At 74.6% G+C, this 26457-nt stretch carries 25 protein-coding genes and 1 pseudogene; 14 read left to right on the forward strand and 12 right to left on the reverse strand.

Annotation, left to right across the window (positions count from 1 at the left end):
- The first annotated feature begins 9 nt into the window (after positions 1–9).
- The 10 genes from OP86_RS16880 (at position 10) to OP86_RS16925 (ending at position 14335) form a co-directional block, all read left to right on the forward strand.
- Entirely contained in the window at positions 10–3378 is a 3369-nt protein-coding gene (locus OP86_RS16880; RefSeq protein WP_030059514.1) for a right-handed parallel beta-helix repeat-containing protein, read from the forward strand.
- Entirely contained in the window at positions 3375–4745 is a 1371-nt protein-coding gene (locus tag OP86_RS16885) for a S8 family serine peptidase (RefSeq protein WP_078588444.1), read from the forward strand. Before OP86_RS16880 ends, OP86_RS16885 begins: the two co-directional genes overlap by 4 nt.
- Before the next feature lie 273 nt (positions 4746–5018).
- Positions 5019–6785, forward strand: a complete 1767-nt coding sequence (locus OP86_RS16890; protein WP_078588445.1) for an LCP family protein — start codon at positions 5019–5021, stop codon at positions 6783–6785.
- Positions 6786–6895: 110 nt separating this feature from the next.
- On the forward strand, positions 6896–7345 hold the full coding sequence (locus OP86_RS16895; protein ID WP_051830167.1) for an SRPBCC family protein: 450 nt from the start codon (positions 6896–6898) through the stop codon (positions 7343–7345).
- Positions 7346–7517: 172 nt separating this feature from the next.
- A complete protein-coding gene (locus OP86_RS16900; protein WP_030255536.1) occupies positions 7518–8318 on the forward strand; it encodes a VOC family protein in 801 nt (266 codons plus the stop codon).
- Between the two features lie 69 nt (positions 8319–8387).
- On the forward strand, positions 8388–9134 hold the full coding sequence (locus tag OP86_RS16905; RefSeq protein ID WP_030059520.1) for an HAD family hydrolase: 747 nt from the start codon (positions 8388–8390) through the stop codon (positions 9132–9134).
- Positions 9131–11536 (forward strand): glycoside hydrolase family 65 protein, encoded by a 2406-nt coding sequence (locus tag OP86_RS16910; protein ID WP_030255540.1) that lies wholly within the window; start codon positions 9131–9133, stop codon positions 11534–11536. The genes OP86_RS16905 and OP86_RS16910 overlap by 4 nt, the downstream gene beginning before the upstream one ends.
- A gap of 117 nt (positions 11537–11653) precedes the next feature.
- On the forward strand, positions 11654–13387 hold the full coding sequence (locus OP86_RS16915; RefSeq protein ID WP_078588446.1) for a pyruvate dehydrogenase: 1734 nt from the start codon (positions 11654–11656) through the stop codon (positions 13385–13387).
- An 82-nt stretch (positions 13388–13469) separates the two neighbouring features.
- Positions 13470–14105: a helix-turn-helix domain-containing protein gene (locus OP86_RS16920; protein ID WP_030059523.1), complete on the forward strand. Its 636-nt coding sequence runs from the start codon at positions 13470–13472 to the stop codon at positions 14103–14105.
- A gap of 35 nt (positions 14106–14140) precedes the next feature.
- The gene (locus OP86_RS16925; protein ID WP_030059524.1) at positions 14141–14335 is read left to right on the forward strand and encodes a DUF6126 family protein; all 195 of its coding nucleotides are present in this window, start codon (positions 14141–14143) and stop codon (positions 14333–14335) included.
- 156 nt (positions 14336–14491) lie between these two features.
- On the opposite strand, the gene pdxR is transcribed toward OP86_RS16925, so the two are convergent.
- Both pdxR and OP86_RS16935 read right to left on the reverse strand, forming a co-directional pair.
- Complete coding sequence (gene pdxR, locus OP86_RS16930) at positions 14492–15925, reverse strand: MocR-like pyridoxine biosynthesis transcription factor PdxR (protein ID WP_030059525.1); 1434 nt, start codon at positions 15923–15925, stop codon at positions 14492–14494.
- 42 nt (positions 15926–15967) lie between these two features.
- Positions 15968–16414, reverse strand: a complete 447-nt coding sequence (locus OP86_RS16935) for a carboxymuconolactone decarboxylase family protein (RefSeq protein WP_030059526.1) — start codon at positions 16412–16414, stop codon at positions 15968–15970.
- Positions 16415–16510: 96 nt separating this feature from the next.
- Here OP86_RS16935 and sigJ point away from each other — a divergent pair, with 96 nt between their 5' ends.
- Both sigJ and OP86_RS16945 read left to right on the forward strand, forming a co-directional pair.
- The gene (gene sigJ / locus OP86_RS16940) at positions 16511–17395 is read left to right on the forward strand and encodes an RNA polymerase sigma factor SigJ (protein WP_030059527.1); all 885 of its coding nucleotides are present in this window, start codon (positions 16511–16513) and stop codon (positions 17393–17395) included.
- Between the two features lie 106 nt (positions 17396–17501).
- Entirely contained in the window at positions 17502–18197 is a 696-nt protein-coding gene (locus OP86_RS16945; RefSeq protein WP_030255544.1) for an alpha/beta fold hydrolase, read from the forward strand.
- 4 nt (positions 18198–18201) lie between these two features.
- Here OP86_RS16945 and OP86_RS16950 read toward each other — a convergent pair whose 3' ends face one another.
- From OP86_RS16950 to OP86_RS16960, 3 genes are all read right to left on the reverse strand, one after another.
- Positions 18202–19119 (reverse strand): undecaprenyl-diphosphate phosphatase, encoded by a 918-nt coding sequence (locus OP86_RS16950; protein WP_030059529.1) that lies wholly within the window; start codon positions 19117–19119, stop codon positions 18202–18204.
- Positions 19120–19218: 99 nt separating this feature from the next.
- Positions 19219–19407, reverse strand: a complete 189-nt coding sequence (locus OP86_RS16955; RefSeq protein ID WP_030059530.1) for a hypothetical protein — start codon at positions 19405–19407, stop codon at positions 19219–19221.
- A gap of 144 nt (positions 19408–19551) precedes the next feature.
- Positions 19552–20328: an NRDE family protein gene (locus tag OP86_RS16960; protein WP_033332148.1), complete on the reverse strand. Its 777-nt coding sequence runs from the start codon at positions 20326–20328 to the stop codon at positions 19552–19554.
- Between the two features lie 129 nt (positions 20329–20457).
- Between OP86_RS16960 and OP86_RS16965 the strand changes: the two genes are divergently transcribed.
- Both OP86_RS16965 and OP86_RS16970 read left to right on the forward strand, forming a co-directional pair.
- The gene (locus OP86_RS16965; protein WP_030059532.1) at positions 20458–20958 is read left to right on the forward strand and encodes a carboxymuconolactone decarboxylase family protein; all 501 of its coding nucleotides are present in this window, start codon (positions 20458–20460) and stop codon (positions 20956–20958) included.
- An 11-nt stretch (positions 20959–20969) separates the two neighbouring features.
- Entirely contained in the window at positions 20970–21779 is an 810-nt protein-coding gene (locus tag OP86_RS16970; protein ID WP_030255551.1) for an isocitrate lyase/PEP mutase family protein, read from the forward strand.
- 98 nt (positions 21780–21877) lie between these two features.
- Here the strand turns inward: OP86_RS16970 and OP86_RS16975 are convergent, their stop codons facing one another.
- The 7 genes and pseudogenes from OP86_RS16975 to OP86_RS37470 all read right to left on the reverse strand — a co-directional run.
- Positions 21878–22150 carry a hypothetical protein gene (locus OP86_RS16975; RefSeq protein WP_157849756.1) on the reverse strand — a complete coding sequence of 91 codons (273 nt, stop codon included), beginning with the start codon at positions 22148–22150 and terminating at the stop codon, positions 21878–21880.
- 75 nt (positions 22151–22225) lie between these two features.
- The gene (locus tag OP86_RS16980) at positions 22226–23359 is read right to left on the reverse strand and encodes a cytochrome P450 family protein (RefSeq protein ID WP_245231781.1); all 1134 of its coding nucleotides are present in this window, start codon (positions 23357–23359) and stop codon (positions 22226–22228) included.
- Positions 23323–24825, reverse strand: a complete 1503-nt coding sequence (locus OP86_RS38110; RefSeq protein ID WP_234434779.1) for a cytochrome P450 — start codon at positions 24823–24825, stop codon at positions 23323–23325. Before OP86_RS38110 ends, OP86_RS16980 begins: the two co-directional genes overlap by 37 nt.
- Entirely contained in the window at positions 24822–25427 is a 606-nt protein-coding gene (locus OP86_RS16990) for a GTP-binding protein (RefSeq protein ID WP_030059537.1), read from the reverse strand. Before OP86_RS16990 ends, OP86_RS38110 begins: the two co-directional genes overlap by 4 nt.
- Before the next feature lie 25 nt (positions 25428–25452).
- Positions 25453–25800: a DUF742 domain-containing protein gene (locus tag OP86_RS16995; protein WP_030059538.1), complete on the reverse strand. Its 348-nt coding sequence runs from the start codon at positions 25798–25800 to the stop codon at positions 25453–25455.
- Positions 25797–26210 (reverse strand): roadblock/LC7 domain-containing protein, encoded by a 414-nt coding sequence (locus OP86_RS17000; protein WP_030059539.1) that lies wholly within the window; start codon positions 26208–26210, stop codon positions 25797–25799. Before OP86_RS17000 ends, OP86_RS16995 begins: the two co-directional genes overlap by 4 nt.
- Positions 26194–26457: pseudogene (locus OP86_RS37470) on the reverse strand (hypothetical protein); the annotation flags it as partial. The gene OP86_RS17000 and the pseudogene OP86_RS37470, both read right to left, overlap by 17 nt.

Consider the following 26457-nt stretch of genomic DNA (forward strand, 5'->3'; position numbering starts at 1 on the left):
GGCCACGCCATGTCGCGCCACGTGCTGACGGTATGCCCGGAACAGCGGGACGGCCGCTACCGCACCATCGGCGACGCGCTCGCGGCGGCCCGCAGCGGGGCGGTGATCTCGGTGCGCCCCGGGCGCTACGAGGAGAACCTGGTGATCAACAAACTGGTCACCATCACCGCCGCGGAGGCCCGGGGCACGGTCCGGATCACCGCCCGGCGAGGCTGCGTGGTCCAGGTCACCGCCGAGGCGGTGCAGCTGACCGGCCTGATCCTCCAGGGGCAGGACGAGGAACTGCCCGCCATCGACGTGCCGCGCGGCCAGGCCGCCGTCCAGGACTGCGAGGTGGTCGGCAGCTCCTGGACGGCCCTGCTCACCCGCGGGGACGGCACCCTGGCGATGCGCGGCTGCCGGGTCACCAACCCGGCCGGCGCGGGCATCGTCGAGACCTCCACCGGCAGCAGCGTCATCGAGGACTGCGTCATCGAGCACCTCGGCAGCTCCGCCGTCGTGATCGGCGAGCGCGCCAACCCGCTGCTGCGCAACTGCGTGCTGCGCGACGCGCGCGGCAACGGCATCTGCGCCAACGGCGAGGCCCGGGGCACCTTCGAGGGCTGCGAGGTGTCCGTCACCGACAAGCCCGGCGTCGCCCTGGAGGAGAACAGCACCACCCGGCTGGTGCGCACCACCGTGCGCGACACCACGATCGGCGTCTACATCAGCTCCACCGCCCGGGTCTCCCTGGAGGACTGCACCGTCACCGGCACCTCCGGCCACGGCTTCGTGCTCGCCGGGGGCACCGACCCGCTGCTGCGCCGCTGCCGCGCCTCCCGGACGACGGGCCACGGCGTCCACGTCACGGCCCGCTCCCGCGGCACCTTCGAGGACTGCGAGATCGACGGGGGCGAGGGCACCGGCCTCTGGGTCGGCGACTCCTCCGGCCCCTCGCTGGCCCGCACCGTCGTCCGGGACTGCGCCGACGGGGTCGAACTGACCGGCGGCAGCGCGGCCGACGTCGACCGGATGGAGGTGCGGGACGTCACCGGCACCGGCGTGCTGATCACCGACGGCGCCAACCCGAGGCTGCGCCGGGTCGCCGTCCACCGGGCGAAGGGCGACGGCGTGGCCGCGCTCCGGGACGGGCGCGGGCAGCTGGAGAACTGCGAGGTCCTGGACGCGGGCCGGGCGGGCGTCCGGATCGCCGAGGGCGCCGACATCCGGCTGGGCTCCACCGTGGTGCGCGGCGCGGGCGGCTCCGGGGTGCTGCTCGGCCGGGTCGGCACGGCGACGCTGCGCGACTGCGAGGTGTCCGGCTCCGCCGAGGACGGGGTCACCGCCGAGGACGGCGCCGAACTGACCTGCACCCGGGTGCGGGTGACCGGCAACCGCCGCCACGGCGTGCGGATCGGGGCCGGCGCGCGGGCCGTCCTGGCCCAGCTCACGGCGAGCGAGAACACCGGGGACGGGGTGCGCACCGACTCCGTCGAGGCCGTCCGGCTGACCGGCTGCACGCTCTCCCGCAACCGGGGCTCCGGCCTGCGCCAGAGCGCGCCGAGCGAGCGGCTGTCGGTGGAGGAGCTGGTCAGCGAGGAGAACGAGCTGCCGGACGCGCACGGCACCGCCACCGCGGGCTCGGCGCCCGCCCCGGCGGCCGCGCCGCAGACCGGAGCCGCCCCCGGCAGCCCGGGCGGCGCGGCGGGGGAGCCCGCCCCCGCGGGCGGGTCCGCGCCCGCCGGCCAGCCCGGCCCGCTGGAGGTGCTGGAGTCGCTGGTCGGCCTGGCCGGCGTCAAGGAGCAGGTCGCGACCCTGGTGAACCTCAACAAGCTGGCCCGGCGCCGGGAGCTGGCGGGCATGCCCGCGCTGCCGATGAGCCGCCACCTGGTCTTCGCGGGCCCGCCGGGCACCGGCAAGACCACCGTGGCCCGGCTGTACGGCAGCATCCTGGCCGAGCTGGGGGTGCTGCGCAGCGGCCACCTGACCGAGGTGGCCCGCGCCGACCTGGTCGCCTCGGTGATCGGCGGCACCGCGCTCAAGACCACCGAGGTGTTCCAGTCGGCGCTCGGCGGGGTGCTCTTCCTCGACGAGGCGTACACGCTGTCGGCGGGCTCCGGCGGCAGCGGGCCGGACTTCGGCCGGGAGGCGATCGACACCCTGGTCAAGCTGATGGAGGATCACCGCGAGGACATCGTGGTGATCGTGGCCGGCTACTCCGCCGAGATGACCGACTTCCTGGCCTCCAACCCGGGCCTGGCCTCGCGGTTCAGCCGGACCGTGGAGTTCGCCAACTACTCGGTGGAGGAGCTGGTCACCATCGTGGAGCGGGCCGCCGCCGGGCACGGCTACGAGCTGGCCGACGGCACCCGGGAGGCCCTCGCGGGGCTCTTCGAGCGGCTGCCCAAGGGAGAGGACTTCGGCAACGGCCGGGCGGCCCGCAAGGTGTTCGAGGAGATGGTCGACCGGCAGGCCACCAGGCTCGCCACCCAGGCCGACATCTCCGACGAGGACCTGGCGCTGCTCGTCCCCGAGGACGTCGCCCCCGAGGAGGCCCCGCAGGCCGCCCGCAAGGACGGCACCGAACTGCTCGCCGAACTGCGCGCGATGGTCGGCCTGCCGGCCGCCAAGGAGCAGGTCGAGGACCTGGTCAACCTGATCCGCCAGGTGCGCCGGCGGGAGGAGGCCGGGCTGCCCACCGCCACCATCAGCCACCACCTGGTCTTCGCCGGCCCGCCCGGCACCGGCAAGACCACCGTCGCCCGGCTCTACGGGCAGCTCCTCGCCGAGCTGGGCGTGCTGCCGGGCGGCCAGCTGATCGAGACCGCCCGCGCCGACCTGGTCGGCCGGTACGTCGGCCACACCGCCCAGCTCACCAAGGAGGCCTTCGACCGGGCCCGGGGCGGGGTGCTCTTCATCGACGAGGCGTACACCCTCACCCCGCGCCACGGCGGCGGCAGCGACTTCGGCCAGGAGGCGGTGGACACCCTGATGAAGCTGATGGAGGACCACCGGGACGAGGTGGTGGTGATCGTCGCCGGCTACGAGGACGAGATGCGGCACTTCCTGGCCTCCAACCCGGGCCTGGCCTCCCGCTTCTCCCGGCAGGTGGAGTTCGGCCACTACACCGACGACGAGCTGGTCACCATCGTGGGCCGGCTCGCCGAGAACGCCGGCTACACCTGCGCGCCCGAGACCCTGGAGGCGCTGGCCCGGCTGTTCGGGGCCGTCCCGCGCGACCGCACCTTCGGCAACGGGCGCTTCGCCCGGCAGACCCTGGAGGGCATGATCACCCGCCAGGCGGGCCGGCTCAGCCGGCTCGACTTCGCCGACCTCTCCGAGCTGAGCCTGCTGCTGCCCCAGGACATCGCGGTGGAGCGGCTGGGAAGCTCGGTATGACGGGGCCTGCCCGGGAAGCAGCCGGCCCGGTGGGGGCGGCCGTCCGCCGGGGTCGGCGGGCGGTCGCCGGGGCGGCGGCGGTGTGGGCCGCCGCCGCCCTGCTGGGCCCCGTCGCACCGGCGGGCGCCGACACCCCGGTGGGCCCGGCCGCGCCCGGTGCGGCGGCCGCGTCGCCCGCGGCCGGGGACCTCCCGGCGATGAGCCAGACGCTCCCCGACGTCCGGGAGAACGGCTGCCGCAAGCCGTCCACCCGGACGACCGTCGACCGGGCCCCGTGGGCCCAGGTCTACCTGCGGCCCGAGTCGGCCTGGCCGCTCGGTCGGGGCGCCGGGGTGACGGTCGCGGTGCTCGGCTCCGGCGTGGACGCCTCGGCGGGCACCGGTTCCGGGGTGCTGGCCGGCCGGCTCAGGACGGGCCCCCGGCTGCACGGGCAGGGCGACGCGGGCCGGGACTGCGTGGGCCACGGCACCTTCCTCGCGGGCCTGGTCGCCGGCCGCCGCACGCCCGACAGCGGACCGGCCGGGATCGCCCCGGAGGCGACCGTCCTGGCCGTCGCGGTGACCGACGACGCCGGGACGACCACGCCCGACCTGCTCGCCCAGGGCATCCGGGCGGCGGCCGACGGCGGTGCCCGGGTGGCGGTGGTCGGGGCGCCGGTGCCGGCGCCGAACCAGGCGCTCGCCGACGCCGTGGAGTACGCCGCGGCGAAGGGGCTGCTGCTGGTCGCCCCGGCCGGGCCGGACGGGCAGTCGGGCAAGGGCGGCGCGGTCTTCCCGGCCGGCTACCCGGGCGTGCTCGCGGTGGCCTCGATCGGCCCGGGCGGCGCCCCGTCCCCGGGCGACCCGGGAGCGGGCCCCGGCGGCCCGGCAGGCGGCGCGGGCCCCGGCGGCGGTCCGGGCACCCGGGTGGACCTGGCGGCCCCCGGTGAGGGGCTCCAGGCCGCCGGGCCCGGCGGCGGCTACTTCACCGCCTCGGGGCCCAGCGGGGCCGCCGCCCTGGTCGCCGGCGCGGCCGCCCTGCTGTTCTCCCGGGAGCCCGGGTGGACCCCGGCCCAGGTCGCCGAGCGGCTCAAGTCGACGGCGTACCGCCCGGGTTCGTCGCTTCCGGACCCGGCCGTGGGCTGGGGGACGCTGGACGTGGTGGCCGCCGTGACCGCCCAGCCCCCGGGCGGCGGCGCCCCCGGGGCCGCCGCCGAGCCGGTGACCGTCCCGCCGCCGCCCGACCGGACGGCCCTGACCCGGGCCTCGGCGGTGGCCGGGGCGAGTGCCGGGCTGGTCGCGGTGATCGCCCTCGCGGCCGCGGTGGTCCGGGCGGGCCGCCGCCGCGGCGCGGCGCCCGGGAGGCGTGGACGGCAGTCGGCGGGGTGACCGGGCGGCCCCGGGCAGCCGCGTCGACGTGGCATGGGTCACGTCGGAATCGGGCGGTTTCGGGTGTTCTGCCTGGTGGTTGCCCGGCTGTCGGCCGAGTCGTCCGAGCACCGGGGGTCCGTGATCGCGTCGGGCCTAAATATGATCGGAAGCCACGTTCGTCGGTTGCCACTGCTGTACGTATGTGCAACCCGGGGGCGGTCCCGACCGTCTCTCTGTGTGCGGTGCGCCAGATCGTCCGGGGCGTCGCTTCCGTCGGTGAAAGGTACGCGCATGTCAGGTGAGTGGGGCGAGGGCCCGGCCCGGGGCGAGGACGCGCCCGGCGCGCTCACGACCGAGGGCGCGGAGGGCGGCGCCGTGCCGTCGCCCCGCTCCGGCGGCCGGGCGGAGGCCCGCCGGGCCGCCGCCCAGGGCAAGGGCGGTCGCGGCGGTGGCGACGGCCGTACGGACGGCGGGGCCGGCGGCCGGGCGGCGGCGCGCAAGAGCGCCAAGCCGAAGAAGAACGTGAAGAAGATCGTCGCCTGGACGACGGCCGGCGTGCTGGTGGTCATAGCCGGCGTGGGCGGCGCGATCTACTTCAAGCTGAACGCCAACATCAAGTCCTTCGACGGCGACGCGATAGCCGCCGACCGCCCGCCCGAGGCGAAGGCCGACGCGGACGGCAACAAGCCGGTCAACGTGCTGCTGATCGGCTCGGACAGCCGCGGCAAGAACAACGCCGACCTCGGCGGCGGCGAGGACGGCGGCGCCCGCTCGGACACCACGATCCTGCTGCACGTCTACGCCGACCACAAGCACGCCGTGGGCATCTCGATCCCGCGCAACGCGATGGTCCAGCTGCCGTCCTGCAAGCTCCCCAACGGCAAGTGGACCAAGGGCGGCAACACCGACCTCTTCAACGCCGCCTTCTCGACCGGCGGCAGCGACGACGGCAACCCGGCCTGCGCCCAGAACACGGTGGAGAAGCTCACCGGCATCCGCGTCGACCACACCCTCGTGGTCGACTTCAACGGCTTCGCCTCGATGACCAAGGCCGTCAACGGCGTGGACGTCTGCCTGCCGAAGCCGATCTACGAGGGGGACATCAACCCCAACCTGCACAAGCGGGGCGACCTCGTCCTCCCGCAGGGCAAGCAGACCGTGGACGGCCAGAAGGCGCTCGACTACGTCCGCCTGCGGCACGGCATAGGCGACGGTTCGGACATCGGCCGGATGAAGCGCCAGCAGGCCTTCCTGGGCTCGCTCGCCTCCAAGATCAAGAAGGAGGGGATGAACCCGACCACGCTGCTGCCGCTGGCCGACGCCGCCACCAAGTCGCTGACCGTCGACCCGGGCCTGGACAGCGCGGACAAGCTGCTCTCCTTCGGCCTGTCGCTCAAGAACATCGACATGAGCAACCTCAAGTTCGTGACGGCGCCCTGGCGTTTCCGCACCCAGGACTCCAACATCGACCTGATCCAGCCGGACGCCAACAAGCTCTGGGACACCCTCAAGGCCGACCAGACCATCGACGGCCAGAACGCCACCGGCCAGCAGCCGGACGCGCCCGGCAGCGGCACCAGCCAGGCCCCGCCGCCGCCCGCGGCCGCCACCCCGCCGGCCCCGGCCGGGGACGCCGGCAACGCCTCGATCAAGGTGGCGGTCTACAACGGCACGATCGTCAACGGCCTGGCCGGCAAGGGGACCGAGCAGCTGAAGGCCGCCAAGTTCAGCGCCACCACGGCGGGCCAGGCGGCCAGCACCAAGTACAGGACCACCACGATCGAGTACGGCTCCGGGCAGAAGGCGAACGCGGAGAAGGTCGCCGCACTGTTCCCCGGCGCCGGCCTCGAAGCCGGCAGCGGGCGGGGCATCTCGGTGATCGTCGGCCAGGACTTCGCGGCGGCCGTCGGCCTCGCGCCCGCCTCGACCGGCGCGGCACCGAACGCCACCCCGGGCGTCCCCGCGCCCCCGCAGCCGCTGCCCACCACCGTCACCAACGACGCCCGCTCGGCGGACGACGACATCTGCGCCAACACCACGTACGGCAGCGGCGGCTGACCGCACCGCCCAGCGCGGACCCGACCCCCGGACCGGCCCAGAGGGCGCCGGACCGGGGGTCGTGCCATCGTGGGCCACAGGGGTCCAGCGGGCACCGAAAGGCGGACGCCATGCCCGAGATCGCCCTGCAACTCGACATCGCCGCGCCCCGGGCCGTCGTCCTCGCCGCGCTCACCACCCACGACGGGCTCACCGCCTGGTGGACCACCGCCGTGGACCGGGAGGACGACGTCCTGCTCTTCGACTTCCCCGACGTCCCCGAGCCGTTCCGGCTCCGGGTCGAGCGCGCCGACCAGGACCGGGTGGTGTGGGCCAACGCCGGGGCCTTCCCGCCGCACTGGGCCGGCACCTGGATCAGCTGGGACCTCGCCGAGCAGCCCGGTGAGCCCGAGCGCACCCGGCTGCTCTTCCGGCACGGCGGCTGGCAGCCGGGCAGCGAGGAGGGCGTCCCGGCGGTGGCCGGCACCTGGGCCGAACTGCTGGTCCGGCTCAAGGACTACGCGCAGAGCGGCAAGGTGCAGCCGTACTTCGTCACCGCCCGGCGGCACGACGCCCCGTGAGCCCGCCGGGGTGCCGCTTAGGGCCTGTGGCGCCCTCCGGTGGCGGGAACGCGGCGACGGGCCGAAGGTGGCGGTGTGGCGCCGCCGCGGCGCCCTTCCGGCGCGGGCCGCCGCCCCACCCGACCCGCCCGACCGCCCCAGCCGGCCACCACCGCCTCCGGGAGGCCCCGCGATGCCCGTTGTCACCGATCCGTACCTGCCCGGCACCCCGTGCTGGGTCGACCTGCTGGCGAGCGACCAGCAGGCCGCCCTCGACTTCTACCGCGACCTCTTCGGCTGGCAGGGCCAGGTCGGCCCGGCCGAGTTCGGCGGCTACTCCGTGTGCATGCTCAACGACCGGCCGGTCGCCGGGATCATGACGGCGCCCGGGCCGGAGGACCGGCCCGCGCCGCCCGTCGCCTGGACCACCTACCTCGCCTCGGACGACGCCGACGAGAGCCACCGGGCGATCGTCGCGGCCGGCGGCACGATCCTCTACGAGCCGATGGACGTCGGCACGATCGGCCGGATGCTGGTCGCCGCCGACCCGACCGGCGCGGTGTTCGGCGTCTGGCAGGCGATGGACTTCATCGGCGCCGGCGTGGTCAACGAGCCCGGCGCACTGGTCTGGAACGAGCTCAACACCGCCGACACCGGCGCGGCCGGCCGCTTCTACCAGCCCGCGCTCGGGCTGCGCCCGGCCACCATCCAGGGCATGGACGGCTACTTCTCGCTCAACGTCGGCGACCGCACGGTGGGCGGCATGCAGGCCATCCCCGGCTACCTGGCGCCCGGCACGCCCTCGCACTGGATGACGTACTTCTCGGTGGACGACACCGACTCCACGGTGGACGCCCTGGTCAGGGCGGGCGGCTCGGTGATCCAGCCGCCGTTCGACCTGCAGTCCGGCCGGATGGCCGTCGTCCGGGACCCGCAGGGCGCGCTCTTCGCGGTCATCCAGGCCCCCGAGGCGCAACTGCCCGACTCCCCGTAGCCGCCCTTCCCGCGACGCGCCGCCGGGAAATGGGGGGCTTCCCCGCGGTTCCCGGGTAAGACTGCACCCATGCTGGGGCTACCGGACGACATCCGCGCTTTCCTCTTCGACCTCGACGGGGTGCTCACCCAGACCGCGAAGGTGCACGCCGCGGCCTGGAAGGACACCTTCGACGCCTTCCTGCGCGCCGAATCCGCCCGCACCGGCGGGCCGTTCGTCCCCTTCGACGCCGTCATCGACTACGACACCCACGTGGACGGCCGCCCGCGCCTCGACGGCACCCGGGCCTTTCTGCACAGCCGGGGCATCGACCTGCCCGAGGGCACCCCCGACGACCCGCCCAACTCCCGTACCGTGCAAGGGATCAGCCGGGCCAAGAACGACACCGTGCTGCGGATGATCCGCGAACAGGGCGTCCAGCCGTACCAGGGCTCGGTCGACTACGTGCACCGGCTGCGCGCGGCCGGACTGCCCAGCGCGGTGGTCTCCTCCAGCGCCAACTGCCGCGACGTGCTGCGCGCGGCGGGCATCGAGGAGCTGTTCGACGTGATCGTGGACGGCAACGTCGCCAAGAGCGAGGGCCTGCCCGGCAAGCCCGCCCCCGACACCTACCTGTACGCGGCCCGATCCCTCGGCGTCGAGCCCGCGCACGCCGCCGTCTTCGAGGACGCGCTCGCCGGAGTCGCCTCCGGCCGGGCCGGCGGCTTCGGCGCCGTGGTCGGGGTGAACCGCACCGGCCAGGCCGCCGAACTGCGCCGCGACGGCGCCACCGTGGTCGTCGACGACCTTTCCGAGCTCCTGGGAGGGGCGGCATGAGTCCTGCCGACAACTTCACGGTCGACCCGTGGCAGATCACCGAACAGGGCCTGGACCTGGCCGCGCTGGCCCGCGCCGAGTCCGTCTTCGCGCTCTCCAACGGCCACATCGGCCTGCGCGCCAACCTGGACGAGGGCGAGCCGCACGGCCTGCCCGGCACCTACCTCAACGGTGTCTTCGAGCTCCGCCCGCTGCCGTACGGCGAGGGCGGCTACGGCTACCCGGAGTCGAGCCAGAGCGTCATCAACGTGACCAACGGCAAGATCATCCGGCTGCTGGTGGACGACGAGCCCTTCGACCTGCGCTACGGCGAACTCCTCAGCCACAAGCGCTGGTTGGACTTCCGCGAGGGGCTGCTGCACCGCGAGGCCGAGTGGACCTCCCCGGCCGGGCGGACCATCCGGGTGCGTTCCTCCCGGCTGGTCTCGCTCACCCAGCGCGCCATCGCCGCCATCGAGTACAGCGTCGAGGCGGTGGACGGCCCGGTGCGGATCGTCCTCCAGTCCGAGCTGGTCGCCAACGAGCAGCTGCCCGGCGGCCCCGAGGGCGACCCGCGCGCCGCGGCCGTCCTGGAGGCGCCGCTGCAGCCCGAGGCGCACCACGCCGGCGCCACCAAGGCCGTCCTGGTGCACCGCACCCGCTACAGCGGCATCCGGGTCGCGGCCGGGATGGACCACGTCATCGACGGCCCGGAGAGGACCGACACCGTCGCCGAGGCCGATGCCGACCAGTGCCGGATCAGCGTCACCACCGTCCTCCAACCCGGACAGCGGCTGCAGCTGACCAAGTTCATGGCCTACGGCTGGTCCGGCACCCGCTCGCTGCCCGCCGTCCGGGACCAGGTCGAGGCCGCGCTGACCGCCGCCCGGTACACCGGCTGGGACGGCCTGGTCGCCGAACAGGCCGACTTCCTGCGGGAGTTCTGGGAGACCAGCGACATCGAGATCGAGGGCGACGTCGAACTCCAGCAGGCCGTCCGGTTCGCCGTCTTCCACGTCCTGCAGGCCGGGGTGCGCAGCGAGGAACGGGCCATCCCCGCCAAGGGCCTGACCGGCCCCGGCTACGACGGGCACAGCTTCTGGGACACCGAGACCTTCGTCCTGCCGGTGCTCACCTACTGCCTGCCCGCCGCCGTCAACCAGGCCCTGCGCTGGCGGCACACCACCCTCCCGCTGGCCCGCGAGCGGGCGGCCCAACTCGGCCTGGCCGGCGCGGTGTTCCCGTGGCGGACGATCCGCGGCGAGGAGTGCTCCGGGTACTGGCCGGCCGGCACCGCCGCCTTCCACATCGGCGCCGACATCGCCGCCGCCGTCGCCCGCTACGTCCGGGCCACCGGGGACGCGGAGTTCGAGCGCGAGTACGGGCTCGAACTCCTCGTGGAGACCGCCCGGATGTGGCGCTCGCTCGGCCACCACGACGCCGCCGGGAAGTTCCGGATCGAGGGCGTCACCGGCCCCGACGAGTACAGCGCCGTCGCCGACAACAACGTCTTCACCAACCTGATGGCGCAGACCAACCTGCGCGCCGCCGCCGAGGCCGCCGTCCGGCACGCGAGCGAGGCCGCCGCCCTCGGCGTCGACACCGAGGAGACCGCCGCCTGGCGGGACGCGGCCGCCGCGATGTTCATCCCGTACGACCACGACCTCGGCGTCCACCCGCAGGCCGACGGCTTCACCGACCACCAGGTCTGGGACTTCGAGAACACCCCGCCCGAGAAGTACCCGCTGCTGCTGCACTTCCCGTACTTCGACCTGTACCGCAAGCAGGTGGTCAAGCAGGCCGACCTGGTGCTCGCCATGCAGGTCCGCGGCGACGCCTTCACCGACGAGCAGAAGGCCCGCAACTTCGCCTACTACGAGCGCCTCACCGTCCGCGACTCCTCGCTCTCCGCCTGCACCCAGGCCGTCATCGCCGCCGAGGTCGGCCAGCTCGACCTCGCGTACGACTACACGGCCGAAGCGGCCCTGATGGACCTGCACGACCTCGGCGGCAACACCCGCGACGGCCTGCACATGGCCTCGCTCGCCGGGGCGTGCATCGCCCTGGTGGCGGGCTTCGGCGGACTGCGCGACCACAACGAGACGCTCTCCTTCCGGCCCCGGCTGCCGTCCGGGCTGATGAAGCTGAGCTTCTCCCTGCTGGTGCGCGAACACCTGCTCGGCGTCCGGATCACCCACGAGGAGACGACGTACACGCTGCGCCGCGGCGAGGTCATCCACCTGCGGCACGACGGCGAGGTGGTGCAGGTCAAGGCCGGCTCGCCGGTCACCCTGCCCACCACCGCCCCGCCCGCCCAGGAGCGCTTCGCCCAGCCCCCCGGCCGCGAACCCGCCCGCCGCCAGCCCCAGGCGGGCCTGGCGGCGGGCAAGCTCGGCCAGCAGGACCACCTCGCTGCCGAGTAGCCCCCGGGGGCCTGTCCTCGCGTCGCCCGTTCGGCCCACCCCGGCTGCGTCGACCCCGTCCCCGTCGGAGGGTGCAGGTGCCCAGCACAATCGGCGCCCCACCGAAGGAGTTCACTCGTGGCGAGCGTGGCCGAACAGATGGTGGAGGTGCTCCGGCAAGCCGGCGTGGAGCGGGTCTACGGCGTCGTCGGCGACAGCCTCAACCCCGTCGTGGACGCGATCCGCCGGGCCGAGGGCATCAGCTGGGTGCACGTGCGCAACGAGGAGGCCGGCGCCTTCGCGGCCGCCGCCGAGGCCGAGCTCAGCGGCCGGCTGGCCGTCTGCGCCGGCTCCTGCGGCCCCGGCAACACCCACCTGATCCAGGGCCTCTACGACGCCCAGCGCAGCGGCCTGCCCGTCCTCGCGCTCGCCTCGCACATCCCGTCCGGCCAGATCGGCACCGGCTTCTTCCAGGAGACCCACCCCGAGCGGGTGTTCACCGACTGCAGCACCTGGTGCGAGATGCTCTCCACCCCCGCCCAGCTCCCCCGCCTGCTGCGGATCGCCGTCCAGCACGCGCTCGGCTCGCACGGCGTCTCGGTGCTCGCCTTCCCGGGGGACGTCGCCGCGCTGCCCGCCGCCGGGCCCACCGGCACCAGCCACTTCCTCACCGAGCAGGCCGTTGCCGCACCGCCGTGGTCACAGGTGCAGGAGCTGGCCCGGATGCTCAACGCGGCCCGCAAGGTCGCCCTGTTCTGCGGCGCCGGGGTGCGCGGGGCACACGCCGAGGTGATGGAGACCGCGCACGCCCTGAACGCGCCGATCGGGCACTCGCTGCGCGGCAAGGAGTGGATCCAGTACGACAACCCGTACGACGTCGGCATGAGCGGCCTGCTCGGCTACGGCGCCTGCCACGAGGCGCTGCACTCCGCCGACCTGGTGCTGCTGCTGGGCACCGACTTCCCGTACGACTCCTTCCTGCCGCAGGCGCACACCGTGCAGGTCGACCACGACGCGACCCGGCTCGGCCGCCGCACCGCGCTCGACCTGGCCGTCCACGGCGACGTGGCCGCCACCCTGCGGGCCGTGCTGCCGCTGCTGGACGAGAAGGAGGACCGCGCCTTCCTGGACGGCATGCTGAGGAAGCACTGCCGGGCGCTGGAGGACGTGATCGGCGCGTACACCCGGGACATCGAGCAGCACCTGCCGATCCACCCGGAGTACGTCGCCTCGGTGCTGGACGAGGTCGCCGCCCAGGACGCGGTGTTCACCGTCGACACCGGCATGAACAACGTGTGGGCCGCCCGCTACCTGCAGCCCAACGGCCGCCGCCGGGTGATCGGCTCCTTCCTGCACGGCTCGATGGCCAACGCCCTCCCGCACGCGATCGGCGCCCAGCTCGCCTGCCCCGGGCGGCAGGTGATCGCGATGGCGGGCGACGGCGGGATCGGGATGCTGCTCGGCGAACTGCTCACCGTCGCCAAGTACCGGCTGCCGGTGAAGACCGTCGTCTTCAACAACGGCGCGCTCGGCATGATCAAGCTGGAGATGCTGGTCTCCGGCTACCCGGAGTCCGAGATCGACAACGGGGACGTGGACTACGCGGGGATCGCCCGGGCGATGGGGATCCCGGCCAAGCGGGTGGCCGAACCGGCCCGGGTCCGGGAGGTGCTCGCGGAGGCGCTGGAACGGCCGGGCCCGGCCCTGGTGGACGTGGTCACCGACCCCAACGCGCTGTCCATCCCGCCGCGCATCACCGCCGCCCAGCTGAAGGGCTTCGCGCTGGCCGCCGGGAAGACGGTGCTCTCGGGCGGCGTCGGGCGCATGGTCGACCTGGCCCGGAGCAACCTGCGGAACATCCCGCGGCCGTGAGGTGTGCGGCGGGGTCCTCTCGCCCTTTTGCCTCTGAGGCAAAAACCTTGCCTGCCTGGCAGGCCGGGTGTCCACTGGACACATGACCACCAGCTCCACCGGCGCCCCCGCCGCAGGCGACCAGCTCGACGACCAGGAGGTCGCCGGCCTCGCCGCCCGCCTCCGCGAGCACCGGCTCAGCAGCCGCCTCACCCTGGAGGTCGCCGCCGCGCGGGTCGGACTCTCCCCAGCGTATCTCTCCCGGCTGGAGACCGGCCGCCGGCAGCCCTCGCTGCCCGTCCTGCTCGGCCTCGCCCGCGCCTACGGCACCGCGGTGTCCGGGCTGCTCGGCGAGACCATGGCGGAGCCCGACCCGGTCGTCCGCGGCGGCGCCATCGAGCCCGGGCGGGCCGGCGGCTGGGGCTACCGCCGGGCCGGCGCCCCGGGCCGCGCCATGCAGTCCCTGCGGGTCCACGTGCCGCCGGGCCTCCAGGACGCGGTGGTCCGGGTCCACCCGGGCGAGGAATGGCTGTACGTCCTGCAGGGCGCGCTCCGCCTCACCCTCGGCGACCGCGTCCACCACCTCGCGGAGGGCGACTCCGCCCACTACGACTCGCTCACCCCGCACTGCATCGCCGCCGAGTCGGAGAGCGGCGTCGAACTGCTCTTCATCCACACCCTGCTGCAGAGCCCCGGCGGCGAACTCTGCCTCGGCGGCGGCCCCGCCGCGACCCACTGACCCACCACCGTCAGAACCCCTCGGAGGAGATCATCATGGCCGATCCCACCACCACCATCACCCCGGCCGCGGCCGGGGCCGCCGACACCGCCGCCGGCCCGAAGACCATGGACGCCGGCAAGTGGGCCAACAAGCGGGTCTACCTCCGCCTGGTGATCTACACCGCGGGCATCCACGTCTTCGCCGGCTTCATCATGCTGCTCTTCGAACTCGGCAGCCGCAACAAGTAGTTCGCCCCCCAGCGGCCGCCCGCCCCCACCCCCGTAGGAGGCGGGCGGTCCCCTTTGCACCCCCGTTCGGGCCGCCTCCCTGCTCGCCCCCCTTCATGCCCTGCGGAGCAGCTTGCAGAGGGCCTGCAGCGCGGGCCGTCTTTCCTCCCGCCCCCTTCACGCCCTGCGCAGCAGCTCGCAGAGGGCCTGCAGTGCCGCCGGGAACGCGTGGTCGGGTGGGGTGGCGTAGCCGATGACGAGGGCGGGTGGGGCGTCGGCGTCGGTGGGGGCGGCGAGGTGCCAGGCCAGGCCGTTGAGGGAGAGCCCGGCGGCCTGGGCGCGGGCGAGGAGTTCGGGTTCGGGGGTGGAGCCGGGCGGTAGTTGGAGGACGGCGTGCAGGCCGGCCGCGATGCCGGTGACCCGGACGTGCGGGGCGTGTTCGGCGAGGGCGGCGATCAGCTGGTCGCGGCGGCGCCGGTAGTGCAGGCGGCAGCGCCGTACGTGGCGGTCGTACGTCCCGGAGGTGATCAGTTCCGCGAGCGTCAGCTGGTCCAGGACCGGGGACATCGTGTCGGCCAGCACCTTCAGCCGGGCCACCGGTTCGACCAGGGCGTCCGGCAGGGCCAGCCAGGCCAGCCGCAGGCCCGGGGCGAGGCTCTTGGCGGCGGTCCCGGCGTACACGACCCGCTCCGGGTCGAGGGCCTGCATGGCGCCGAGCGGCTGCCGGTCGTAGCGGAACTCGCCGTCGTAGTCGTCCTCGATGACGTACCGGTCCTGTTCGCGGGCCCACCGCACCGCTTCGGCTCGCCGGTCGGCGGACAGCGGTGCGCCGGTGGGGTACTGGTGGGCGGGGGTGAGCAGGACGGCACCGGGGCGGGTGTCGAGCCGGTCGACGAGGGCGCCGTCCTCGTCCAGCGGCAGCGGGGTGGTGGTGAGTCCGGCGGCGCGGACGACGGCGTGCTGCGGCGGCAGCCCGTACTCCTCGACGGCGAGTGTGCGGGCGCCGCGGTTGCGGAGGGCGGCGCAGAGCAGGCCGAGGCCCTGGGTGACGCCGGTGCAGATGAGCAGGTGGTCGGGGTCGGTGCGGACGCCGCGGACCCGGGCGAGGTAGTGGGTGAGGGCTTGCCGGAGTTCGATCCGGCCGAGCGGGCTGCCGTAGTCGAGGGCTTCGTGCGGTGCGGTGGCGAGGGCGCGGCGGGCGGCGGCGAGCCAGGCGGTGCGGGGGAAGAGCGAGATGTCGGGCCGTCCGGACGTCAGGTCGTGCCGGGCGGCCTGCCGCTGCGGCATCGTCCGGGTGCCGGCCCGCCGGGCCGGGGCGGGCGGCTCGGGTACGGCCCGCCGGGCGACGGTGGTGCCGGAGCCCTGCCGGGAGTCGAGCCAGCCTTCGGCGGTGAGCTGGCCGTAGGCCTCGACCACGGTGTTGCGGGCGATGCCGAGGTCCTCGCCGAGGGCCCGGGAGGAGGGCAGCCGGGTGCCGGGCGCGAGCCGTCCGTCCTGGACGGCTTCGCGCAGGGCGTCCTCCAGGGCGGCCCGCAGTCCGGCACCGGCGGCGCGCCGTTCGGTGAGGTCCAGGTGCAGGTCGCCGCCGAAGGAGGTCCAGGAGCTGGTCACGGGCCCCATTCTCGCGCGGGGAGCGGCCGCCCGGGCTTGTTGTCACCACGTGGTGCCGGCGGGCTCCTCGATGGTGGTGTTGATGCGGTTGAAGAGGTTGGTGAGTCCGATCATCAGGATGATCGCGGAGAGCTGTTCCTCGGTGAAGTGGTCGGTGGCGGCGTCCCAGACCGGGTCCGGGACGGCCTTGCCCGAGCGGTCGGCGATCCGGGTGGCGGCCTCGGCGAGTTCGAGGGCGGCGCGCTCCTCGTCGGTGAAGAACGGTGCCTCCCGCCAGGCGGCCACCGCGTGCAGCCGTTCGTCGGTCTCGCCGTGCCGCTTGGCGCCCTGGACGCCCGAGAACACGCAGGCGCTGCAGCCGTTGATCTGACTCACCCGCAGGTGGACCAGCTCCAGGAGCTGCGGGGCGACGCCGCCCCGGTACATGGCCTGGTAGATGGTCTGGATGCCCTTGGTCGCGTCCGGCAGGACCATGGCGGGGTTCTTCATGCGGGCAGTAGTCTGGGTGGTGGTCACCGGGGGCTCCTCTTTCGTCGGTTAGCGTCCCTCATCGAACCGACGGATCGCGACGCGAGGATGTGACAGGTGACCGGAGAGAGTTTTCTGGCCGAGCGCTTCGAGGCGGAACGCCCCCAACTGCGCGCGGTGGCCTACCGGATGCTCGGGTCGATCGCCGAGGCCGAGGACGCCGTCCAGGAGGCCTGGCTGAAGCTGAGCCGCAGCGACGTGAGCGAGGTGCGCAACCTCGGCGCCTGGCTCACCACGGTCGTCGGCCGGATCTGCCTGGACCAGCTGCGCTCCCGCACCTCCCGCCGGGAGGAGCCGCTGCCCGAGCAGGACGGGCAGGTACGGCTGCCGGACCCGGTGGTGAGCGGGCTGGCGACGCTGGACCCGGTGCACGAGATCCTGGTCGCCGACTCGGTCGGGATCGCGCTGATGGTGATCCTGGAGACGCTCTCCCCGGCGGAGCGGGTGGCCTTCGTGCTGCACGACATGTTCGAGGTGCCCTTCGACGGGATCGCCGAGGTGCTGGGCCGTACCTCCGCCTCCACCCGGCAGTTGGCCAGCCGCGCCCGCCGCCGCGTCCAGGGGGCGACCCCGGCCGCGGACGCCGACAACTCCCGCAAGCGCGAGGTGGTGGAGGCCTTCCTGTCCGCCGCCCGGGGCGGGGACTTCGAGGCGCTGCTGACGGTGCTGGACCCGGAGGTGGTGGCCCGGTCCGACGGCGGCACGCTGGTGCCGAGCGCGCTGCGCCGCGGTGCGGCCGAGGTCGCCTCCCAGGCGATCACCTTCGCCCGCTTCGCCGCCGACGGCCGCCTGGTCCTGGTCAACGGCTCGCCGGGCGTGGTGTCCTTCGGCGACGGCCGTACGCTGTCGGTCATGTCGTTCACCATCCATGACGGCCGCATCACCGCCATGGACATCCTGACCGACCCGACCCGCCTGGCCGCCCTGGGCCTCAAGGCCTGAGCCGCCCCACCGGCCGGCTCGGGTGGCGCCCGGGCCGGCCCCCGCCAGGCTTGTTCCCCGCCTCCTCCCGGGCGCACTGTCACACCCGCGCGCTACCGTGCCGTCCATGGCGAACTTCGTACTGGTGGCAGGCGCTTGGCTCGGTTCCTGGGCCTGGAGCGAGGTCGTGCCGGAGCTGCGCGCGGCCGGGCACGGGGCGTACCCGCTGACGCTCTCCGGGCTCGCGGAGAAGCGGGGCGCGCCCGCCGGGCAGCAGGAGCACGTGGCGGACATCGTGGCCGAGGTGGAGCGGCTCGGTCTGCGGGACGTCGTGCTGGTCGGGCACAGCTACTCGGGCATCCCGGTGGGCCAGGCCGCCGAGCGGATCGGCGACCGGCTGGCCCGGCTGGTCCTGGTGGACGCCAACGTGCCGGTGGCGGGCGAGTCCTTCGCCGACCGGATGCCGGAGCCGGCCGCGCTGCGGGCGGACCTCGCCGCCCACGGGGGCTGGTGGCCGCCGCTGCCGTCGGCCGAGTTCGCCGGGCAGGGGCTGACGACCGGGCAGATCGCCCGGATCACCGGCGGCGCCACCCCGCACCCGGGCCCCTCGCTGACCGAACCGGCCGTCCTGGACGGCCCGTTGAGCGCGCTCCCGGGGGTGTACGTGAAGTGCCTGCTGGACTGGCCGGAGCCGCCGCCGGTGGTCGCCGGGCTGGTCGCGGACGGCCACTGGCGGCTGGTGGAGCTGGACACCGGGCACTGGCCGATGTTCTCCCGGCCGGCCGAACTCGCCCGGATCCTGGGCGAGTTCTCGAAGGCTTGAGCGCTCAGAGCGACAGGTAGACCGCGCTGCCGACGCCGGCGAGGAAGCAGTAGACCGCGAAGGGCGTCAGGCTGCGGGTCTCGAAGTACTTGGTGAGGAACCGCACCGAGACGTACCCGGCGGCGAACGCGGCGACGCTGCCCGCGAGGACGGGGCCGAGCACGGCGGAGTTCTCCGGCTTGAACAGCTCGGGGACCTTCAGCACCGAGGCGGCCAGGATGACCGGGGTGGCGAGCAGGAAGGAGAACCGGGCGGCGTCCTCGTGGTGCAGCCCGCGCAGGATGCCGGCGCTCATGGTGACGCCGGAGCGGCTGATGCCCGGGAACAGCGCGAGGATCTGCGCGGCGCCGATCCAGGCGCCCTGCCCGTAGCCCAGCCTGGTCAGCCGGTGGTCGGAGGCGACCGCCGGGTCCATACCGGGCTCGTCGACGGGGGCGGCGTGCCCGGCCCGGCGGCGGCCGGTGCCGCCGCGCTTGAGCCGTTCGGCGCCGAGCAGCACGAGCCCGTTGAGGGCGAGGAAGACCGCGGCCGGGACGGGCTTGCCGAGCGCGTTGCGCAGCGCCTTCTCCAGGGCGAGGCCGGCCACCCCGACCGGGATGGTGGAGAGGATGAGCAGCCAGGCGAGCTTCTCGTTGCGGCTCTCCACCCGGCGGTGGCGGATCGAGCTGAACAGGCCGCCGACGACGCGGACCCAGTCCTGCCAGAAGTACACGACCAGCGCGAGCGCGGTGGCCAGGTGCAGGGCGACCAGCGCGGCGAGGTAGGAGGAGCCCTCGGCGGTCATGTCGAGGTCGTGCTGGATCTTCCCGCCGATCAGGGCGGGCAGCAGGATGCTGTGGCCGAGGCTGGAGACCGGGAAGAGTTCCGTCACACCCTGCAGCAGGCCGACGCCTATCGCTTCCGGGTAGGTCAGGGTGGACATCGCGCACCTTCGCTCGGGGGTGGGCGGCCGGCCGATTCCGGGGGCCTCCGCGAAGCTACTACGGGCATGTAGACGTTCGGCAGCCCCGCTGTCAGAAGTTCACCGACCGTACGCCTGCGGGACACCGGGGCCGAGATGGGCGATCAACGCGGCTGCCGCGGCGGCCAGCACGGTGGTGGACGGGACGGCCCGGTGCGCGGCGTCGCCGAGCAGCACGACGGCGGTCACCGCGAGCGGGGCGCCCACCAGCGGCAGGGCGACGGTCAGGACGGCGGGCAGGCGGTGCACGGCGGCTCCCGGAGGCTCGGTTTCGGCTTGGCGCACGCCAGGATGCCGCCTCCCGCAGCGTCAGGTTCAAGTCCTTTTCCGCCGCTGCCGCCACCGCCACCGGTGCCGCCGCTCACCGGCGCCGTCGGCCGGCCCGCGCCCCGGTCAGTCCGCCGCGACCCGCTGCCAGCCCGCCCCGCCCACCGGCGCGGCCGCGAAGTCGTAGCGCAGCCCGTCCGGCCCGAGCGCGAGCAGTGAGATCGACGAGGAGCCCCAGGTCCGCCCGTCGCCGAAGTCCCGCCGCTGGACCAGCGCGGCGTCCTCGTCCAGCGCCAGTCCGTCGCCGGTGACGATCGGCAGCCACGCGCCCCAGGCCTGCGCGGCCGGCCCGTCGCCGGTCGGCTCGGGCCGGGGCGCGGCGGCGAAGCGGGCCCGGAAGTGGTCGGCGCGCGAGGCCATCAGCGCGCTGATCCGCTCGGAGGCGGAGCGGTTGGCGGCCAGGCCCTCCACCCCGTCGTTGAGCACCACGCTGAGCCCGGCGGGCAGTTCGTGCTGCTCCAGCCGCCGGCCGTCCCAGCTGGCGACGGCGGCGCCGTCCGGCCGGGCCAGGACGAGGTGGAAGGGGTCGTACGGGGTGAGGTCGAGGTGGCCGATGCCGCCCTCGGTGACGGCGGTGAGCGGCAGTTGGCCCCGGGTGAGCCGGGAGTCGGCGGGGGCGAGCGGGCCGAAGCCGTTCAGCAGGCAGGCGGCGGTCCGCCGGGCGGGGTCGACGGCCAGCCAGGTGCCGCCGGCCGCGAGGTCCAGCCCGCCGAGCAGCCCGGGCCGGTCCGGCCAGTGGTGGTCCGGCGGCAGCCAGGCGCGCCCCAGGTACTCGTCCCGGACGGAGAGCAGCAGTACCGGTACCGCCGCTCCGGGTTCGATGCTGACGAATGCCGTGCACACGACCGTGTTCCCCCTGACCTCGTCCTGCCAGCGATCCTCGCACGGCTGTTCGCGCACCGGAAGTGGCCCAAGGAACCGGGCGCCGAATGCACCAGGCCGCTGGGCCACCGGCTGCCTAGGCTGGCAGCCATGACGACGACGAACGAGACCGCGACGACGACGGACGGGATCCACGCCCACGTGCCCGCCCCGGCCCAGCGCCTCCCGCTGGGGAAGCTGGCCCCCGCCTACTACCAGGCGATGGTGGCCGTGGACCAGGCCGCCCGGACGGGCCTCGACCCGGTGATCGTCGAGCTGGTCAAGCTGCACGCGTCGGTGATCAACGGCTGCGCCTACTGCATCGACAAGCACTCCACCGACGCCCGCGAGCTGGGCGAGCGGGAGCACCGCCTGCTCTCCCTCCCGGCCTGGCGCGAGACCCCCTGGTTCACCGCCCGTGAGCGCGCCGCCCTGGCCCTCACCGAGTCGGTCACCCTGCTGACCCAGGGCCACGTGCCGGACGCCGTGTGGGCGCAGGCCGCCGAGCAGTTCGAGGAGGCGGAGCTGGCCCAGCTGGTCGCGCTGATCGCCACCATCAACGCCTGGAACCGGATCGGCGTGAGCACCCGCATGAGCCCGGCCGCGAAGTGAGGAACGGGGACATGACGACGCAGCAGGAGAAGGCCCGGCTGTTCCGGGAGCTGCACCGCCCGGGCGATCCGCTGGTGCTGGCCAACGTGTGGGACGCGGCCTCCGCCCGGCTGGTGGCCGTCGCCGGGGCGCGGGCGGTGGCCACGGCCAGCGCGGGCGTCTGCTGGTCGCTCGGCAGCCCGGACGGCGGCGGCGCCGACCGCGAGCAGGTGCTGGCCCGGACCGCCCAGGTGGTCCGCGCGGTCGACCTGCCGGTCACCGCGGACCTGGAGCACGGTTACGCGGACACCGCCGCCGGGGTCGGTGAGACGGTCGCCGCGCTGCTCGCCACCGGCGCCGTCGGGGTGAACCTGGAGGACGAGGTGCGCCCGGTGGCGGAGGCCGCCGAGCGGATCGCGGCGGCCCGGGCGGCGGCCGACGCGGCCGGTGTCCCGCTGTTCGTCAACGGGCGCACCGACGTGTTCCTGTACGGGCACGGCGCCCCGGAGGACCGGCTGGACGAGACGGTCCGCCGGCTGCGGGCGTTCGTCGAGGCGGGCGCGGACGGCGTGTTCGTCCCCGGTGTCGCCGACCCGGAGACCATCGCCGCGCTGGTCGCGGCCGTCCCCGTGCCGCTGAACGTGCTGGCCGGGACCGGCTCCCCGTCGGTCGCCGAACTGGCGAAGCTCGGCGTCGGCCGGATCAGCCTCGGCCCGGGCCTGGCGAAGGTGGCCTACGCGGCCGTCCGCCGGGCCGCCGAGGAGGTGTACGGGAGCGGCACGTACACCGCCCTCGACGGCGGGCTGACCTACCCGGAGCTCAACGGGCTCTTCACGGGCTGAGCCCCGGGCCCTGAGCCCTGAGCCCAGGGCCCGGGCGGCCGGCCGGACGGGGGTCGGCCGGCCGCCCGGGCCCGTCCCCGCCGGCGGCCCGGTCCGCGTCAGCCGATCTGCCCGCTGAGCCCGGGGTGGCTCATCTGGTTGGTGCCGACGGCCTCCACCTCGTTGGCGGTGTGCCCGACCACCGGGAGCTTGCCCGCGGTCTGCAGGGCGAGGTCGGCGGGGGACAGGTTGAGGCCGTCGGTCAGGCCGCCGGTGGCGTCCGGCGAGGAGGCGGTCTGGCTGGTGGCCGAGGCCACCGGGGCGGCCATGGCGAGGCCCGCCATGGTGAGGGCGGCCAGGGTGGCGAGCTTGCGCATGCCGTGGTCGCGCATGCCGTGGCTCCGTGCGCGGTGGGTGTTCGTGCCGTGGTTCGTCATGCACTGCCGAACGACCCGGCCGTCCTCAGGTCACCGGGAGCCGTCGACCGTCACCCACAGGGTCCGCACGCTGTTGCTGACGAAGGACGCGATCGGCTCGTTCGTCCGCCCCTCGGCCAGGGCCAGCCCGGGGAAGCGGGCGAACAGGTGCCGCAGCGCCGTCTCGGCCTCCAGCCGGGCCAGCCCGGAGCCGAGGCAGAAGTGCGGGCCGTGGCCGAGCGAGAGGTGCCGGGCGGGCTGCCGGGTGAGGTCGAAGCGGTCGGCGTCGGGGTAGTGCCCGGAGTCGCGCCCGGCCGCCGCGTACGAGGCCAGCAGCGCCTCGCCGCGCCGGATCACCACGTCGCCGACCTCGATGTCCTCGATCGCGTAGCGCAGCGGGAACTGCCCGACCGGAGCGTCGTAGCGCAGCGTCTCCTCGACCACCGCCGACCACGGCACGGTGCCGTCCAGGACGAGCCGCAGCTGGTCCGGGTGGGCGAGCAGGGCGCGCACCGCGTTGCTGATCAGGTTGAGCGTGGTCTCGTGCCCGGCGACCAGCATCAGCAGCAGGGTGCCGACCAGTTCGGCCTCGCTGAGCCGCTGCTGGTCGAGGCGGTGGCCGGCCTCGCGGGCGGCGATCAGGTCGGTGGTCAGGTCGTCGCCCGGCTCGGCCCGCTTGGCCGCCACCACCGAGGCGAGCAGGGCGTTCAGGTCCCGTTGGGCGGCCAGGGCCGCCTGAGGGGTGGCCGAGCTGGAGACCAGGGTGTCGGACAGCTCGTGCAGCTCGTCCTGCTGTTCCAGTGCAAGGCCGAGCAGTTCGCCGATCACCTGCATGGGCAGCGGGTAGGCGAAGTGCTGCTTCAGGTCGAACTCGCCCTCCAGCTTGGCGACTTCGTCCAGCAGGGCGATCGTCCGGGCTTCGATCGCGGGGGCCAGGTCGGCTATCCGGCGCGGGGTGAAGGCCTGGGAGACCAGCCCGCGCAGCCGCCGGTGGTCCTCGCCGTCGGCGGTGACCATGCCGGGTACGGAGATGAAGTTGAGCAGTGGCCAGCCCTCCGGCAGCCGTCCCTCGCGGAAGGTCGTCCACAGCCGGGCGTCCTTGCCGACGCGGGGGTCGGTCAGCAGCGACTGGAGGGCGTCGTGGTGGGTTACCGCCCAGACCACCACCCCGCCAGGGAGCTCCACCAGGACTGCGGGGCCGGCCGCTCGGAGCCGGGCGTTCTCTCCGTGCTGGTCCTGTCCGAAGGGGTCGAGCCGGATGGGCTCGGGGCGGGCTCCGGGGGTGTCGACGGCGGTGTCCATGCGGGCCTCTCGGGGGCAGGCGGGCGGGGCGGGGTGAAGGCGCTGTACAACACCGGCAGGGCGGTCAGGGCCCGCGACCACGGGGACGGGCGCCAGGCCAGTTCGCTCGGGGGGACGGCGAGTTGGAGGTCGGGAAGGCGGTGCAGCAGGGTCTCGACGGCGGTCTCGACGATGATCCGGGCCGGGTGCTGGGCCGGGCAGACGTGCCGCCCGGCGCCCCAGGCGAGGTGCGCCCGGTTGCCGCCGAGCGAGCCCTGGGCGGCGGCGGAGACGCCCTGGGCGGCCGGGTCGGCGTTGGCCGCGGCCAGGCCGAGGACGAGCATGTCGCCGGCGCTGATGTACTGGCCGCCGAGCACGGTGTCGCCGGTGGCCCAGCGGCCGGGGAAGTTCTGCGTCGGCGGGTCGCGCCAGAGCACCTCCTCCAGCGCGTCGGAGACGGTGAGCCGGCCGCCGGTGAGGGTGGCCCGGAAGCGCCGGTCGGTGAGCAGCAGCCGCAGGGTGTTGCCGGTCCAGTTGATCGAGGTCTCGTTGCCCGCGACCAGCAGCACCACCAGGTGGTGCACCGCCTCCTCGTCGGTCAGCCCGGCGGGGTGGGCGAGCAGCCAGGAGGTGAGGTCGGCGCTGGGCTCGGCCCGGCGGCGCCGGACCAGGTCGACCAGGATCGCCTGGAACTCGGCGCCGGCGCGCTGGGACTCCGCGCTGCTGTCCACGAAGTGGCTGATCAGCTCGACCAGTCGGGGCCCGGCCTCGGCCGGCAGGCCGACCAGCTGGGTGAAGACCCGCAGCGGCAGCGCCCGGGCGTACTGGGCGATCAGGTCGGCGGTGCCGTCCGGCCCCCAGCTGTCGATCAGGCCGTTGGCGGCGGCCTCGGTGGTCCCGCGCAGCTGGTGGTGGTCGATCTGGGCGAGGGTGTCCGAGACGGCGGAGCGCAGCCGCTGGTGCTCGGCGCCGTCCAGGTTGAGCAGGGTGGGGCGCCAGGAGGTCATCGTCAGCAGCCGGGAGCCGGCCGACAGCCGTCCCTCGGCGGGCACCCGCCAGCGGCGCGAGTCCTTGGAGAACAGCGCCTCGTTGCGGGTGAGTTCGAGCATCTCGGCGTAGCCGAGGACGAGCCAGGCCTCGACGCCGGGCTCCAGCTCGATCGGTGCGACCGGGCCGTAGCGCTCGCGCAGCCGGGCGTACAGGCCGTGCGGGTCCTCGGCGACGGCCTGGCCGTACAGCGGGGTCAGCGGGACGCCGACGGGCAGGCCGCCGCCGTGGCCTGGCCCGCCGCCGTGGGCGACCGGGCAGCCGCGGCCGGCCGGGAGGGTGGGGCCGGCCGGGCCGAAGGCACCGGGGTCGGAGGCGCTCATCCCTGCAGCTCCAGGATCGAGTTGCGGTGCAGGTGGTCGACGAAGTCGATCAGCAGGTCGTAGGACTGCCGCCGGTCGCGCGCGTCACAGAAGAGGATCGGTACGTCCGGCAGCAGGTCCAGTGCCGAGCGCAGCTCCTCCTCGGGGTAACTCGGCGTGTCCGGGAAGGTGTTGACCGCCACCGCGAACGGGATGCGCTGCTCCTCCAGCCGGCCGAGGACGTCGAAGCTCTCGTCCGGGCGGCGCAGGTCGACCATGGCGATCGCGCCGAGCGCGCCGCGCGACAGGTCGTCCCACAGCGGCCAGAACCGCTGCTGCCCGGGCGTGCCGAACAGGTACAGCGCGAGCCGCGGGTTGAGCGTGATCCGGCCGAAGTCCAGCGCGACCGTGGTGGTGGTCTTGCCGGTGCGCCCGGTGAGGTCGTCGACGCCGCTGCTGGCGGTGGTCATGGTCTCCTCGGTGCGCAGCGGGGTGATCTCACTGAGCGAGCCGACCAGGGTGGTCTTGCCGACCCCGAACGGGCCGGTGACCAGGATCTTGACCGCGCCCTGCACCGAGGGCGGCAGGTACTGCGGCCCGTCGGCGGACCCGGCGGCCTCGATGGACCCGGCGGCCTCGGGGGCGGCTTCAGCGGAGTTGGCGGAGGCCAACGAGCACCTCTTCCAGGAGGGTTGCGGGCAGGCGTTCGGCCTGCGGAACGGGCGGGAGCACCTGCACGGCGCCGAGGTCCCAGAGGTCCCCGACCAGCACCTTGACCACGCCGAGCGGCAGCCCCAGGTGGGCTGCCACCTCGGCGACGGACAGCAGGCTGTGGCAGAGCCCGAGGATGCGCCGGTGCTCCCGGTTCAGCAGCGCGTGGTCGGGCAGTTCCGGCGGCTCGGGTAACGCGCTGACCAGGCTCTCCAGGGCCAGCTCGGCCCGGGTGGAGCGGCTGCGCCCACCGGTGATGACGTACGGCCGGACCGGCCCGCTCACCGGTGGCCCCCCGCCGCGTGGTCGACCCGCGGCGGGCTGGTGAGGTGGCTGCCGATCCGCTCGACCAGGACCTGCATCTGGTACGCGACCAGGCCGGCGTCCACCGCCTCGGCGGTCACCACGGCCAGGTGCGCCCCGGCCCCGGCGGCGACGATGAAGAGGTAGCCGCCGCCGTACTCGATGATGATCTGCCGGGTGGCGCTGCCCGGCCCGCCGAAACCCGTCGCGACGCCGCGGGCCAGCGACTGCAGTCCCGAGCAGGCGGCGGCGAGCCGTTCGGCGTCCTCGCGCGCGATGCCCGTGCTGCGGCCGATCTCCAGCCCGTCGTTGGAGACGACGACGGCGTGCTGGACCTGCGGGACGGCGATGATGTCGGCGAGCAGCCAGCCGAGATCAGGGGTGGTGGTCATGGAACTCTCCGGAGCGCTGGGGAAGTCGGGGGGACGGGGGAAGGGAAGGGTCGAACTGGGCCTGGGCCCGGGCGGCCGATCGGCCGCTGGCGGTCCCGGCCTGGAACATCGCCATGAACGCCTGTGCGTCCCGGGCCGAGCGGTACGGCGGCGCGGGAGGCGGTGGGGGAGCGGCGTGCTGGGCGGGGCGGTGGGCGCGGTCGCGCCGGTGGCTCCGGCGGGGCAGCGGCGGTGGGGTGTCGTCGGT

The organism is Streptomyces novaecaesareae (assembly GCF_000716875.1).
In the GTDB taxonomy this organism is placed as follows: Bacteria; Actinomycetota; Actinomycetes; order Streptomycetales; family Streptomycetaceae; genus Kitasatospora; species Kitasatospora novaecaesareae.

Bases quoted from the DNA above. Each gene is read 5' to 3' on its own strand.
- OP86_RS16880 (WP_030059514.1), top strand. From the start codon at position 10: ATGTCGCGCCACGTGCTGACGGTATGCCCGGAACAGCGGGACGGCCGC.
- OP86_RS16885 (WP_078588444.1), top strand. From the start codon at position 3,375: ATGACGGGGCCTGCCCGGGAAGCAGCCGGCCCGGTGGGGGCGGCCGTC.
- OP86_RS16890 (WP_078588445.1), top strand. From the start codon at position 5,019: ATGTCAGGTGAGTGGGGCGAGGGCCCGGCCCGGGGCGAGGACGCGCCC.
- OP86_RS16895 (WP_051830167.1), top strand. From the start codon at position 6,896: ATGCCCGAGATCGCCCTGCAACTCGACATCGCCGCGCCCCGGGCCGTC.
- OP86_RS16900 (WP_030255536.1), top strand. From the start codon at position 7,518: ATGCCCGTTGTCACCGATCCGTACCTGCCCGGCACCCCGTGCTGGGTC.
- OP86_RS16905 (WP_030059520.1), top strand. From the start codon at position 8,388: ATGCTGGGGCTACCGGACGACATCCGCGCTTTCCTCTTCGACCTCGAC.
- OP86_RS16910 (WP_030255540.1), top strand. From the start codon at position 9,131: ATGAGTCCTGCCGACAACTTCACGGTCGACCCGTGGCAGATCACCGAA.
- OP86_RS16920 (WP_030059523.1), top strand. From the start codon at position 13,470: ATGACCACCAGCTCCACCGGCGCCCCCGCCGCAGGCGACCAGCTCGAC.
- OP86_RS16925 (WP_030059524.1), top strand. From the start codon at position 14,141: ATGGCCGATCCCACCACCACCATCACCCCGGCCGCGGCCGGGGCCGCC.
- OP86_RS16935 (WP_030059526.1), bottom strand. From the start codon at position 16,414: ATGAAGAACCCCGCCATGGTCCTGCCGGACGCGACCAAGGGCATCCAG.
- OP86_RS16945 (WP_030255544.1), top strand. From the start codon at position 17,502: ATGGCGAACTTCGTACTGGTGGCAGGCGCTTGGCTCGGTTCCTGGGCC.
- OP86_RS16950 (WP_030059529.1), bottom strand. From the start codon at position 19,119: ATGTCCACCCTGACCTACCCGGAAGCGATAGGCGTCGGCCTGCTGCAG.
- OP86_RS16965 (WP_030059532.1), top strand. From the start codon at position 20,458: ATGACGACGACGAACGAGACCGCGACGACGACGGACGGGATCCACGCC.
- OP86_RS16970 (WP_030255551.1), top strand. From the start codon at position 20,970: ATGACGACGCAGCAGGAGAAGGCCCGGCTGTTCCGGGAGCTGCACCGC.
- OP86_RS16975 (WP_157849756.1), bottom strand. From the start codon at position 22,150: ATGCGCGACCACGGCATGCGCAAGCTCGCCACCCTGGCCGCCCTCACC.
- OP86_RS38110 (WP_234434779.1), bottom strand. From the start codon at position 24,825: ATGAGCGCCTCCGACCCCGGTGCCTTCGGCCCGGCCGGCCCCACCCTC.
- OP86_RS17000 (WP_030059539.1), bottom strand. From the start codon at position 26,210: ATGACCACCACCCCTGATCTCGGCTGGCTGCTCGCCGACATCATCGCC.